10 protein-coding genes are annotated in these 14,105 nt (G+C 38.3%); all 10 read right to left on the bottom strand.

Going from position 1 to position 14,105, the window contains the following annotated elements; genetic code table 11:
• Positions 1 to 3 precede the first annotated feature (3 nt).
• Entirely contained in the window at positions 4 to 876 is an 873-nt protein-coding gene (locus B3I52_RS07275; protein ID WP_293299954.1) for a DUF3226 domain-containing protein, read from the bottom strand.
• Positions 876 to 3,002: an AAA family ATPase gene (locus tag B3I52_RS07270; protein WP_293299952.1), complete on the bottom strand. Its 2,127-nt coding sequence runs from the start codon at positions 3,000 to 3,002 to the stop codon at positions 876 to 878. Before B3I52_RS07270 ends, B3I52_RS07275 begins: the two co-directional genes overlap by 1 nt.
• Positions 2,992 to 4,281, bottom strand: coding sequence for a restriction endonuclease subunit S (locus tag B3I52_RS07265; RefSeq protein ID WP_293299951.1), 1,290 nt, complete (start codon positions 4,279 to 4,281; stop codon positions 2,992 to 2,994). The genes B3I52_RS07270 and B3I52_RS07265 overlap by 11 nt, the downstream gene beginning before the upstream one ends.
• Positions 4,281 to 6,050 carry a type I restriction-modification system subunit M gene (locus B3I52_RS07260; RefSeq protein WP_293299949.1) on the bottom strand — a complete coding sequence of 590 codons (1,770 nt, stop codon included), beginning with the start codon at positions 6,048 to 6,050 and terminating at the stop codon, positions 4,281 to 4,283. Before B3I52_RS07260 ends, B3I52_RS07265 begins: the two co-directional genes overlap by 1 nt.
• A gap of 2 nt (positions 6,051 to 6,052) precedes the next feature.
• Positions 6,053 to 6,346 (bottom strand): helix-turn-helix domain-containing protein, encoded by a 294-nt coding sequence (locus tag B3I52_RS07255; protein WP_293299947.1) that lies wholly within the window; start codon positions 6,344 to 6,346, stop codon positions 6,053 to 6,055.
• 255 nt (positions 6,347 to 6,601) lie between these two features.
• Positions 6,602 to 9,115, bottom strand: a complete 2,514-nt coding sequence (locus B3I52_RS07250) for a DEAD/DEAH box helicase (RefSeq protein WP_293299945.1) — start codon at positions 9,113 to 9,115, stop codon at positions 6,602 to 6,604.
• The gene (locus B3I52_RS07245; RefSeq protein ID WP_293299943.1) at positions 9,112 to 10,026 is read right to left on the bottom strand and encodes a HamA C-terminal domain-containing protein; all 915 of its coding nucleotides are present in this window, start codon (positions 10,024 to 10,026) and stop codon (positions 9,112 to 9,114) included. Before B3I52_RS07245 ends, B3I52_RS07250 begins: the two co-directional genes overlap by 4 nt.
• Before the next feature lie 262 nt (positions 10,027 to 10,288).
• Positions 10,289 to 12,274 (bottom strand): conjugal transfer protein MobC, encoded by a 1,986-nt coding sequence (gene mobC, locus B3I52_RS07240; RefSeq protein WP_293299941.1) that lies wholly within the window; start codon positions 12,272 to 12,274, stop codon positions 10,289 to 10,291.
• 19 nt (positions 12,275 to 12,293) lie between these two features.
• A complete protein-coding gene (locus tag B3I52_RS07235; protein WP_293299939.1) occupies positions 12,294 to 13,553 on the bottom strand; it encodes a relaxase/mobilization nuclease domain-containing protein in 1,260 nt (419 codons plus the stop codon).
• Positions 13,547 to 13,927, bottom strand: coding sequence for a plasmid mobilization protein (locus tag B3I52_RS07230; protein WP_293299937.1), 381 nt, complete (start codon positions 13,925 to 13,927; stop codon positions 13,547 to 13,549). The genes B3I52_RS07235 and B3I52_RS07230 overlap by 7 nt, the downstream gene beginning before the upstream one ends.
• Positions 13,928 to 14,105 lie beyond the last annotated feature (178 nt).

The following is a 14,105-nucleotide window of genomic DNA, read 5'->3' as shown; positions in this document are numbered from 1 at the left end:
TTTCTACACTAAAACTTTCTTGATTGTCGTGAATATTTGTTTGCAAACATCATTAGCTAAAATCTTTTCTTGATTTAAGTAGTCTGTTTGTGCAATACAAACTGTATTTGTCATTCCAGATTTTTGCAACTGTCCTACAGTTCCGACTAATGACTTTTTATGACTGTATTTGACCTTGTTTACTTTAAGCAACACAGTACCACTTTCATCATAAGTTAGCTTTTCCTTGAATAGGTTGCAGGATGTGTGGATGCTTAGGAATTTTTCTGCTTCACCAAAAATGTCATCATTATCTTGACGCATTAATGGAATGATTACATCTTCTAAATTTCCACTGTCAGTTTCACCTTCTTTAAAGACATACAAGCCAATCTTGATGTCCTCTAATACTGGAAATTGGCTAAAGTCTGGTATGGGGTCGAATGAGGCTTTTTTGAAAACTTCTTGACATTCTTCAAATACTTCTTTTGCCCTCTGCTCATATCCTTTATCGTCTGCATCCAAGCAATAAAGGACTGAAATTGTGGTATTAGGTAATGCCTGAATTTGGTCCTCATCAGGCTCATTCAAGTCATTCAATCGTTGAAGTAATTCCTTTCTTTTTAATGATGAATCACCACCAACTGTATAGATTATGACATAGTTGGTATCCTTAACCATGACATATTGTGGCATAAAACGAGTGCGAGCTTCTTGAATGTTTACAGAATCAACATCACTTAGGCTTAAATCTTTTAGAAAAAAATTGGACAAGTAATTCGGATACTCATTGATTTTCTTTTCTTCCCTTTTGAGACCGTTCGCTTTTAATATCAGATACAAGAATGCTGCATCATGAGAGCCTTCTGTAAGTATGTACAATAAATTCTGAGCCATTATCTTATATCAAAATTTATTGAATCAATTAATCTTTCTAAACGGCCTCCTTCAATGTATTTGCAGGCTATTTCGCCATCTACTTCCGATAGGGCGTAGGCTCTTATAAAGTCGTTATGGTAGTCATTCTTAACAAAGGCATCTATACACTCTTTGCTGTGGGTAGAAAGGAACACCTGAACATTAAACTGCTCTGCTGTTTGTTGGATAAACTTGGTAAACTCAATCAATAGGGACCTGTGAATAGCACTATCAACCTCATCAATGCATATCACACCGTCTTTGCTGTAAACCATTAACAATGCTATCTCAAACACCCTTTGTAAACCCTCTCCATACTTGGTAATATCTACCACCTCATTTATTCGAGAAGAAGAAACCATAAACCTGCTTTCGCCTTCATCACTAATCATCTCAATTTTCTCAATGCTTGGGTCTAAATGAGTTTGTATAAACTCTACCACTCGGTCAAAGTATTTCTCTTTTACTGCATTGGCATGGGCTTTTTTGAGTAATTCAGTATTGTACCTGAATGGGCTGGTAAAAGTAGCGGGGCAAAGCACCTGAGATTTTGAGAAACGAAGTTCCGGTTCTTTAGTTGTATATAGGTGAATGGAACTCTCTAATGTGATGTCTTTTACTTTTCCTTCTGATTCTATGGTAGAGAGATAGCCTGACTTTTCAATATCATCTTCGGTTTCCGTTTTTGTGAGGTACAGACTGGTTTCAGCCCCATTGAATGAGCCTTCCAATTCAATGTCTGAAATGAAATTTTTGTGAATCCATTTAGAATGAAAATCTGAATAGAATTTGCCTCTGTATTTTTCCAAATCCAGAAACGCATTGATGTCATTCAGTTGGCTCAGTAGGTAAAAACACTCCAATAGGGAGGTTTTACCTAAGTTGTTGCCACCTACAAATATGTTGACCTTAGACAGGTTCTTAACTCTGATTTTGCGGAGCTTTCTGTAGCTGTGGACAAATATTTCGCTGAAATGATTATCAACTGGGGTAAAGTAGCTTGCCAATCTTTTGTCATTGATGGCTACAACTGCTTTACTTGAAGGAATTAATCGGTCTAACTTGTCTTTTAACCTTTGTATTTCTCCATAATCGGGTTCAGTTAAATGCTCGCTAAAATTGAATGCAACTTGTACCTCTTTGCGAAGGGTATCTAAAGCATTTCTTAGCCTGTTTTCACCAATTACATCACTGTAAGAATAAGCCTCAGCGATGCTACGGCTTTCTTCCATCAATTCTATTGCTTTTGGGTCGCTTATGAATTTGGCAATATCTTTTATTTGCCTGTATTGGCTGATAATCGCTTCTTTGGTTGAGCCCCGTTCATTACCATCTTCATCAATTTCAATATCCTCGGTTTGAGATACCCAGCTAAACAGTCGTTCTAAGTTTACCGCATTATGGGCGGTCATGTTTTCATTGCTCCACTCAATCCAGCTACGCATTTCCGGTGTTGAAATTACCGTTTCAAAAATGGTGTACATAGGCGATTCAAATTGGTCGCCATAGTCGCTTTGCTTGTATTGTTGGATGAGGCTAAGTGTTCTTAAGCCTCTACGCAGTTTCACGGTAGATATACCAAGCGCATCACAAACCTCTTGCTCTGTCTTGTTATAAGTACTTATTAGGTCACTTACCAATTGAGATTCGTTTACTGCACTCCATCTCTTTTTACCACTAATGTGGTGGAGCCCCATAGCGATTAAGTGCTGAATTGGCTCTTCATCTTCTATCAATACCAGGTTGACACTTTTAAAGTCGGATTCGGTAAGGCGACCTACATCATTGCCCTTTTTAAATTCGTCATACAAGTACTTTAAAGTGGCAATACGTCTGTTGCCTTCTAGCACCAAGAGGTTTTCGCCCACCTCAGTGACCTGAATCTGGTCAATATCCAAAAAGCCATTGGTGGTAAAGCTGCTAATGAGGTCTTTTACATTTCCATTGTTTTTGCCAAGGATAAAATTTAGCGTTCTCTGCTGAACACGGGTATCAGCAAGGTTGGCTTGATCTACAGGCTTGTACTCTGGTCTGTCCTTGAACCTGTAGTTGTTAGGGTCAAGTATCAGACGGTCTATATGTCTGGTTATTCTTTTACTTGGCATTTTCCAATACTATTTTAGTGTGAACCTTTACATCCTGTTTGCCCAATACCGCTTCGGCTATCATGGCTTCCCGATACTCTTTGATGAGTTCTATTTCTTCTTCTGCTTTCGCAATGGCCTGGTCTATTTTGGCGGTTTCGGTTTTGATTTGGGCAATAATTTTGGCTTGCTCTTCTTTTGGCGGAATAGGTAATTTTAAGTTACCAATGAAACTCCAACTTGCTCTTGGCATTTTAGCACCATAAGTTGAACTGTTTACAACTTCTATAAAATCAGAAGTCATGAATCTTTGAAACAAATATTCACTTGTAAAATATTTACTATCAGGCGTTAGAACTAAAAGCTCGCCTACAGAAAAACCTTCCTCTTTTGCTACATATGCCTTAGCTAAATAAGGCCTTAGCTTATTGAACAATACATCTCCCTTTTTAAAGAAGTTACCTTGGCCTTCAAAATCAGGGGTTTCTGTTTCAACAAATTTCCCTGTCCAATTATCAATATTCTCTAAGGCTATTTTTAAGTACTGTTTACCTTCTGTGTCAGATGGAATTGGATTAGCATTAAGCGAAACGCAATATTTAAGCTTTCTAAGCGTCCAATGCTCAGGAATATTGCCCAACCATTCAATACCGCTATCCTTTAAGGTTACATCAGAGTTAATTCCTTTGATTACCGCTCGGCTGATTATCGTCTGCCTTTGTTCTTTCAGCAATTCAATAAAGGCTTGCTTTTTCTGGATGAAATGCTTTATCTTTTTGGACTTGGCTTTTATGTAATTCACTATCTGGTCTTGCTCATCCTTTGGAGGAACAGGAAGTTTAAGCCATTTCAATTCTAAAAATCCAATACTCTGTCTCACTCCACCACCGAGACTATAGAAGTACTTCATTATGTCTAAAGCATGAAGGAAATAGTAATAAAAGGCTGAGTTGAGTTCTGGATTTTTCAATTTTAATCCAGTATAAGCAGACGTTATTATTCCTATTTCTTTTACAAGACCGACCCTTAAGCTCTTTTTATCATTTTGTAAATCTGTCAGTCTCAAAACAATATCCCCATCATTTACAATCTGATAGGTTTCAAAACTTGCTGGCAATAAGCCCATATTACTTTCAACATCCCTTCTTATAATATTTCCATAACTTAATGAAAGAACATTAGAAACAATATTATTCTCATTCTTCGTCTTATTATCCTCAAACAAAGCCCAAAGAGGGTATGCATTCCAATGATTTGGAATATCGGCTAACCAATTATGTTTATATGAAATGACTTTCATTAGTTATTTACAATATCTATTAACAAATTCTCCGTTTCTTTCTCAATCAACAGAATATCAGTTTTTATTTCTTCTAAATCTCTAAGTGTTTCAAACTCATAGAAATACTTGGCAAAGTTTATTTCATAGCCAATTTTGGTTTCGCTCTTTTTATACCAGGCATCCGGCACAAAAGGGATAACCTCTTTGGCAAAAAAGGCATCAATGTCGTCCTTTAAAGGAATGTTTTCCTTGTCTTTAAGTGCATTATCGCTTCTCGGTTTGCCTTTGGCATCTTTGATGATATTGCCGTTTTCATCACGCTGTGGGCGGTGTACGATTATCTGGCTGTAGCCAAAGTCCTCATTATCGAGAATGATGCTGTGCTCATTGTTCTCAAAATTTAAAAACAGGTCGGTAATCTTGCGGATATGGTCTTTGCTAAACTCTACTCGCTTTTTGCCCAATGGCTTGCGCATTTTACTGTAGAAAGCTTCAGAAGTTACATTGATGAGTTGTAGTTTACCCTTACGCTTTTCTTCCTTCTTATTGTTCAGGATAAAAATGTAGGTGGGTATGCCCGTGTTGTAAAACAAATCGTTGGGTAGGGCAATCACCGCTTCCAATAAATCATTCTCAAAAAGATACTTGCGTATTTCGGTTTCTCCTTGTCCTGCATCGCCAGTAAACAACGCTGAACCATTATGAATGGTAGCTGCCCTGCTACCCAATTCGCTATTAATTTTGAGCTTGGAAACAATGTTCATTACAAACAGCAATTGGCCGTCATTTACTCGGGGAACACCTACGGTAAAGCGAGGATCTATGATGTCTTTTTTATCCAATATGGCATCTGCATCTACTTTCCATGTTTTCCCATAGGGTGGGTTACTAATCATGAAGTCAAATTGGAGGTTTGGAAAGCCGTCTTTGCTCAGCGTAGAGCCGAAGGCAATCTTCTCCGGGTCTTCATCTTTTATCAGCATATCTGCTTTACAGATGGCGTAAGTCTCTGGGTTTACTTCCTGACCGTACAAGTGGAAAGTAGCTTTGGGGTTCAATTTTTTGGCAAAGTATTCCGCTTCTGTAAGCATACCACCACTACCACAAGCAGGGTCGTAAATGAGATAGGTTCCGTCCTTTATCTTTCCTTTGAGCGGTTCGAAAATCAGGTGGGTCATTAAGCGAATGATTTCCCTTGGTGTAAAGTGTTCTCCCGCTTCTTCGTTGTTCTCCTCATTGAACTTGCGTATAAGTTCTTCAAACACATAGCCCATCCCTAAATTGGTCAAGCTTTCCATCACCACATTGCCGTCTTTATCTTTGACAGGCATTGGACTTAGGTTAATAGTGCTTGAGCAGAATTTTTCAATCAGAGGGAAGGTAATGTTGCCTTCTTCCAAGGTCTCCAATTGGTTTCTTAACTTAAATTTACTGATGATGTCCTGCACGTTGCTGCTAAAGCCATCCAGGTAGGTTTCTAAGTTTTGGCGGATGTTGCCCGGTTCGTTCAACAACCTTTTGAAGGTGTAGTTAGAGGTGTTGTAAAACACATAACCGCTGGTTTTGCGCAATTGTGCAGATTGGTTGTCAATCTTAATTTCATTCAGCTTTTGGTGCATCTCCAAAACTTTGTCTTTGGTTGGCTCCAAAATGGCATCCAGTCTGCGCAGTACGGTAAATGGTAAGATGATATCTCTATACTTTCCACGGGTATAGACATCACGTAACACATCATCAGCAATACTCCAGATGAAATTAACGATAGCGTTATGTTGTACTTGGTTCATTCTTATTTGGTGTTTGCTTGGTTTATATCCTTTTGAGCGATTTTCAAGGCTTGTAATGCCTGATCTTCGTCTGTTACAATTTCCTTGATTTGGTCTGCTAACCACAAAGCCAATAATTCCTGTTCGCTTGCTTTGAGGATTTCGGCAATTTTCAGTACCTGTTCCCGTTTAGCTTTCCGCCCACCACGTTCAATTTTGCTAAACATGGGGGTGTCAATCTCAAGGTTTGCCGCTAACTGCCGTTGCAACAATCCCTGGCTTTCTCTAAGCTCTCTTATTCTTTCACCGAAAAGCATGACCTGTTAATTTATGACTTGTCAATATTTGGCTAATATAAGAAACGCAAACTGTAGATTAGATAGCAATAGAAATTTAATAATGATAGATGTATGCTTTTTGACTATCTAAAGCACGCCTTCATTATTTAGAAACATAGTCCAACATGAATGTATTTAATAGAAGCACCCATATTTAGGTTTTTTCTAAAAGCAATTTTAGACCCTTTCTTTGATGGGATAGGGTTAGCTATATTTTCCTTTTAATATCAAATGTTAAATCGAACCTAGCTGAACCTGATGCCAATATGAAAGCTGTGATTTAATCGCTCTTAGTTGTCTTAATAATGAATGTTTATCATCAACATTATTGAACACATACTTTTCATTAAGATATATGGCTGTTTCCCTCGGAATATTAAGCTCAATAAATTTCCTAGTGATAGGTAAAAACGCACCTAATTCAATAAACCGAGTAAACATTGCTTCCGGTTCAGAAATGTCGTAAATTGGCTTCAGCAATAATGGTAATCCGTAAGAGACTTTATTTTGTAAATCGCTAATCGTGCTTTCCACTTTCGTAGCAGTATCATAGTATGGATCACTAAACAATTCAAATAAGGATTTTTCTTTGAGCCACTTATCTGTTAGAATGCACATTCGCATTATGTGATCAATTTCTCGTCCATTTTTATCAAAAGCATTTTCAATGCCGAAATACCTGCTGTAGTAAACAGAAAAGTCTTGCTTCAATAGAAGCAAAATAGCTTTCAGTTTATTTGCAATGTTATTTTCAGAAGCGCTAGTCGGTAAAGAGTAATTTATTTTCAGACTATTTAGTTTGTCAAGATCAATTGGATCCCAATATCTGTTTCTTGAGCACACTTCTCTTGGAACCGCGAGGTTGTTCATAGATGCGACAATCACCTCAAGTTCTTGGTCGCTTAATTTGATACCTACTTTTTCCAAAAACTTAGGCGAATTTTGGCCATATCTTAATACTGTTTGACGCAAATATGTTGTTAGATATGAATATTCTTGATTGTAAGGGGTTGTGCCTATATTATTTTGTAGATCGTGAGATATCATCTTATAATGTTCAGTATATCTGCTACCGTATCCAACACTCAGTTCTTTTGAGGTATTTTTAAAGATGTCTAATTGCTCAGTTTTGTCATCCTGGAAACTTTGTTCGTCCAGGATAAATGTTCTTCCAACAAAATCTTTTAAAAGTCTTCCAGCTCGGCCACGTAGATTAGCTATCTCGTAATTGGACAATTTGACCTTTCCCTCGCCACTTTGGACGAATAAATTTGGGTTTCGAATGATTATATTTTGCACTGGTAAATTCACTCCTTGAAGAAGTGTTGTGGTCGATACAATAGTTCGAATTTTCTTTTTTCTTATGGCGTCTTCAATTAGTATGCGTGCATGGAATGGTAGTTTTCCATGGTGATATGCAACACCTTTTTTGATAGTGTTCGCTAATGGGAATTGAGGATGTACGGTTGTAGAAATAAAATCCGACAAGCCATTTAAAAACTCTCCATTTACAATGTTTTCATCTTCACCTACTGCAAATGCAATTTTACTACACTGATTTGAAGTGGGCGAAAATATCAGGCTACATTCGTCATTTTTAAACGATTGCATTAATGATTTTACGTAGCCTAAAAATACTTCGTCATATCGAACTTTACCGTAACCTTGGATTTTTTCGGTGTTTGTTATTTGTACTTTTTCAACTGAATCCAGTAAATCAGAGTAAACATTAAAGTAATACTTCGTTTTGATTTTTGATATAGAATAGGTTAGGTTTAATACTGGGGAGGCGTCGGTTTCGTTTTTCTTTGCAGCAGAACCAAAAAGAGCCTTCCCGAGCTCGTCAATTTTAACAATCTTGGGTCCTGAAATCACTACGTGATCAATATTCGATGAGTTTCTAAACTCAACAATTAAGTCATAAAGTACCTTAGAACGCTGATCGTCAGCCTCAGCCACCTTTTCAACATTTTGGATTTCGTCAATTACGACAATTCGAACTTCTGAAAAGGGAATGTCGCTTTGCGAAAAAGCAGCAATTGCCTTTTCTTGCGTTAAAACATAAATAGATCTCGAATTTGTTGTGGCAATATTGAAAGTTGACTCAATAGAATAATCTAAGTGGAAATCATCTAAAGTTTTTCGAAAGTCCATCATTACCTGAGAGACGAGGCTTAAAGTTGGAACAATATATATAACCTGACCTTCCTTTTTTATTATTAGATCTATTGCCTTAAGAAGAATTATAAACGATTTCCCTGCAGATGTCGGCGCAGATATACCCACAATATTATTATTGTCAATTGAATCCCATATTTCCTTTTGGAATTCACTAACTAAAAATCCTTTTTCACCAATTTTTATTTCAGAAACAGCTTGCTCAATAGCTATTGCAAACTGGTTTATCAAACTTACAGATGAGGAATATTTGTTGTCTTGATAATTATCATCTACCATAATTGAAGAGGGCGCAAATCCAGCTCTTGAGAGAAACAGAATAAGGTAGTTTTTTAACCCATCCCAAGATAAATCTCGATATGTCCAAATAAGAGCAGATATGGCTACTATTTGTCTCTTGTGTAACTCTGTCGGGTTTACCGATAAATCATTTAAAATGGATATGGCTTCGGTTAACAAGTCTATATCAAGTACAGTAGGTTTACTAGTGTCAATAAGATTCAGCCTTTGAGCATTTGCCCAAAGTTCGAATTGAAATAATCGCCTTAAAATTTCATTTGGAGTGCTCATTTACCTATTAATTTCTGAAATAGCTGGATTAATGAGTCAAGCTCCCAGACTGGAAAAATTATGTAGTTGAACCGGGGATGAAGCCCGTTGTCAATTAAATCAAATAGCTTCTTATCAACATTTAATCCTCGATCTTCAATTATTTTAGTGATATCAACTTTAATTTGTGACTCAGAGCTTTTTTCAAGTTTATTTGTTTCTTCATAAGTGATAATAGATACTAAATGAATTTCTACATCTTTTAGTGTTCCGTTTTTGTAATCCCTTGCAATTGTGATTAATTCGTCGCTAATGAATGAGTCATAGATATAAAGACCTAACTCCTTTCTATGATTACTATAAGTTTTTAAAATACTTTCAATAGCGTCTTTCAATGCAACATTGAAGCGATATTTACTTGTGTATGTCTTTGCTTCACCTAAGAAGAATAAATGTTTATGGTCCTTATAACTATAGTGTATAGCGTCAGCGCCAAATCTCTCCATTTCTGCGGAGGTGGTAATCGGCATTTTTCGCAGGAGGGGAACAGCATTAAAAAATGCCTGTAAAAAATTGAATAAAAGTAATTCACCAAATTGTCCCTGAAGTGTAACTTCTCTTGTATCAGAATTTCTAAATTTCTCAAAAGTTTTGTTGGCGAACGCCATTTGAGCATTTATTGTTGAACGACCTTCGGTAATTAGACCATCTAATATTGAAGTCGCTTTGGAATTGCTATAAACCCACTCAGGGATTGTATTTACTAATTCAGTACAAAATTCTTCCCTATATTCTTGCAAATCGACGAAGTTGATACTTGTTCCCAAATGATCTTTGTTAGGGACAAGATTGAAAGACTGTTGTACCCAATGCACATGGTTCATGAACATTTTCGTACAAGACAATAATTTTTCTAACTCTTCTGGAGGCATCAATAATATATATTCTATAGTGCTAATTTACAAAGTTTTTGAGGTGGCATATAATAAAAACTATAATTAAAGTATACTAGAGTAGAAATTGTATGAAATTTCTATCCGAAAGCATTCATTGCAACAAGTAGCATTTAGAGGTGAATTTGGTTTATTTACAGATTGAAATAGCTATTATTGGATTAAAAACTAATTTCCAGAATCCCTTGCATCAAAATTTTTAGAGTAAAGGTATATCTGAGAAATTGTTTTCAGAAAAATGCTAGTTCTTCTTTATAACCAAATAGCTTAGGCTAGGGTCATTTAGCAGCTTATCAACTTCGATCTGAATAATATCCGTAACATCCTTTTTTATCTGAATGTAATTTTGTTGAACTGCTAACTGGTCTATGCTGCGAATTTGTGGAATTGTTTTAAATCCTTGCTCTTCCATTTTAAGCAGTTCATGGTTATTAATGATCTCTGAATGAAAGGTCTTTAAGGTTATTTTGTTATCCGGGTCGTCGGCCACCATGCCCACGAATTCACCCGAACTAAGCCCCGAAATTGAGGACTGAGGAACTGCTGATTCAAGCTGCTTACTTCTGCTAATCGATGTATCCTGGCTGTTAATTGAAAGGCTTTCCCTGTCCTGCATGATTTTTCCAAACCTTTCAGAAAGTGTCTTAGCGGTATCTCCGGTTACTTGGCCGGAAACTATGTTTCCTACAATATTGGTAATCACATCTGCTTGCTCACGACCATAATCCTTGCGCAATTGACTAAAGTCCTGAATACCCAAACAGGTGGCCACCTTATTGCTACGTGCTGTGGCAATTAGACTATCCATATTGTTGAGATAAATTGTAGGGAATTCATCGAAGACCAAGCTTGATTTAAGCTTGCCTTTCTTGTTTACCAGCTTCACCAACCGGTTAACATATAGGGAAAGTACAGCGCCATAGATCTGTATCTTTTGAGGGTTGTTGCCCATGCATACCAGCTTGGGGTTATCGGGGTCGTTAATATCCAAAGTAAAGTCTGAACCTGATAATACATAGTATAATTGAGGGGAGGATAGGTGGGCCATGGCGATTTTTGCAGAGGCAATCTGACCTTCCAATTGTTCCATGACATCATTGAGGTAGGCATTGACGAAAGGATTGATCAAAACCTCAATTTCCTTTTCTGTTCTTAACAGGCTAAACAGGTCATCATAATCGGCCTGCATCAGCTCGATGACATGGGGCAGGGTACAGAACTCACCATCCCGGTATTTGCGCAGAAACCAGATGATGGCCGTGAGGAAGTTGATTGGACTTTCCACAAAGAAATCACCCTGTTTTTTAATCCATTCCCGGTTAAGTCCGAGCAGGATCGTCCTTGCCGATTCTGCGGCATCGGTAATGTCCAGCATTCCCGAAGGGTCAAGGGGATTGCACCTATGAGTTCGGGAAAGGTCATCAAAATTAATTACATAAAATTCAGATGCTTTCTTGTACCGATGTTTGTTCTTCAGCCATGTGTTATAAACGATGATGGACAGGTCATCGAACTTAAAGTCATAGACGAACATGCTAAACCCTTTCTGTATGTGCTGGGTAATAACATGGCGGATGACAAAGTATGATTTACCCGCACCAGGAGTTCCCGCGACCAATAGGCCACGGAAAGGGTTGATGATATTGATCCAGCTATTTCGAAGCTTCCCTTTCAGGTTGTATCTGGCCGGAAGGTTGACAGAATATTCGTTCTCCAGCAGGCGTTCCTCCTGCGGAAAGGTCTCATTTTCCTTGTTGAAGATATCCTTATCATTGAGTTTTTTCTTGATGATACGAGAGAGGAACATACCTCCTGTCAGTACCAAAAGAAAGCCGATAGAGCAGCTTCCAATATAAAGTATCGTAATTATATCTTGTGGTGCTGACCACATCAATAAGACAGCGCTTGAAAAATATAACAGCAGACCAGTCCCAAGATAGGAGATTGCCGTTTTGATCTTCAGCTTTTCGTCCTTTCTTCCTTTAGCTCCGATGAGCGAAATTGAAAGGAAGAGTAGGGCAATGAGCTTGGATTTGATAAAGCTGCTGAACAAACCAGTTCGTTGGATATTGCCCAATAATCGGTCGGTAAGTTCGATGGTCAGCTCCCAATCCAGAAAAGCCTGGTAGCAATAATAATAGTAGTGAATGCCCAAAATGATGATGGCAATCAACCTTGTCATGTCAAGGATCTTCCTTAACGCCTCTGTGTTCTCTCCCGTCTGCATATCCTTTTGTGTTTAATTGTTAATCGTTGGACTGTTTCCTGCGTTTCTTTTTCTTTTTTCCCTTTAGCTCATAAGGGGTTGGATTGTAAGTGTGTTCAGATTGTGTCAATAGGTCGATGAGATTATTCCCGATTGAATGTTGCAGTTGTTGATCTGGACTCCCAACAACTGCACCCAAACCTTGGTTGTTTACATTTGCTGATTGATATTGGTTTTGTTTTGCAGTACCGGAACTGCATCTTTCCAGGATACCTTTTGCACTATATGGCTTTCCAAGTTCACTGCCTTTCAGTGCCACTTTCCTTTTGTGGTCAACATAGGTCAATCCATAAACCTGTCCCTTCGCACTGGTTCGTAGGATTATATCTATTCCCGCGCTTTTCAGATAGGCAGACAGGGCGTTGAAATTTGGTGAACTGTTGTTGGTAAAATAGCGGTCTATCGTATGCTTAAGAGGTGATCTAAACCTTGCCCTGTTCGCCCTGTTCTTTTCAAACATGGACTCCAGATATTCAAGGGTAGGGCGCTGACCAAACCTGCTGGCCTTGATGGGGACACCTACTGGTTTGCCCTCTCCGTCCAGTATCCTATAGAGCAGGCCACCAAACCTGTAGACCATTGATGTTTCCCTGCACCTGTCGGCAGTCACGTTGTACAAGTTAAGCACCGCATTCAGTTCTGCAATGGAGGTATAGTTATAGGTGTTCAGCACATTGGATAGAACTACGGCAATGGCCTTACGGCTTTCCATTTTCCCGTAATCGATCTTTTGGGAATAAGCAGATTTAAGATTATAAATTTCCTCTTTTCTACCTTCAGCTTTTACAAGTCCATATTGTTCTTCTATAGCCTTTCTTGCCGGTTCGGAAAATCTCTTTCCGATAAGGTGGGTGTCCATTCCCTTACCTTCTAAATTTACCTTTACAGAAAGGATATGGACGTGCGGATGTCCGGCATCAAAATGTCTATAGACCAGGTACGGCTGCCTACCAAAACCAATGCGTTCCATGTACTGTTTCGATATCTCTTTTAGCTTGTCATCAGAGAGCTTTTCCGATGGATCAAAGTTCAAAGAAACATGCACGCTGTTCACTTTAATACGGCTGTTCATTGCTACAAAGTTCTCCAATGTACGTAGCCTTTGGCGGGAACTTAGCCGTTCAAATTCGGTGTGGAAATTGGCTGCCAATAACCCAATGGCTTCGCCCTTTCCGATCTTGTTTTCGTTATAGAAAAAGTTGTCGTTCAAGGCATCCTTGATGCTGATCCTGGCTACCATTTCGCTCCCTGTTCCTCGATGAACAACTGTATCTTTTCGATGTGCCTGAGCAGTGATCTTTTGTCGAGTTCATAACTGACCAAAAGCTTTTCGATACCCTCGGTCCTAGGAGTCATGTGCAGCTTTTTGACAAGCTGGTTAAAGTTGTTGCCAATGCCGTTAAGTTCCGATCTTAGCCTGATTGCTTCTGCCATAAAGTCGTCCATAGACTTATTCCGGTAGCTGGCAACGATAGGTTTTTGGAAGATCATTTTGCGAATGAAATCACTTAATTTTCTGCAATTGCTAGCCTTCCATTTTTTTTCAATCTTTTCAAATTCCACTAAAGTCAGCCTAACCCCGACTATCCGATTTCTCTGGTTTTTTCCTTCCATCACTTATCTATTTCACTTACCAAATTCATTCAAATCCCACTAACGAGTTCCGAGTGGCCGGTGGGCAAGATTTCTGTTGTTTAACAACAGTACATCTTGCGGATTGCAAAAACACCCTGCAATCCCCTTTAGACAATCAGAGGGATATTCCTATTGTCGTAAAAATATCATAACTGCC

This window comes from Pedobacter sp. UBA4863 (assembly GCF_002399615.1).
In the GTDB taxonomy this organism is placed as follows: Bacteria; Bacteroidota; Bacteroidia; order Sphingobacteriales; family Sphingobacteriaceae; genus Pedobacter.
Note: the sequence above shows the minus strand (reverse complement) of the source record. Positions and strands in the feature narration are given on the sequence as shown.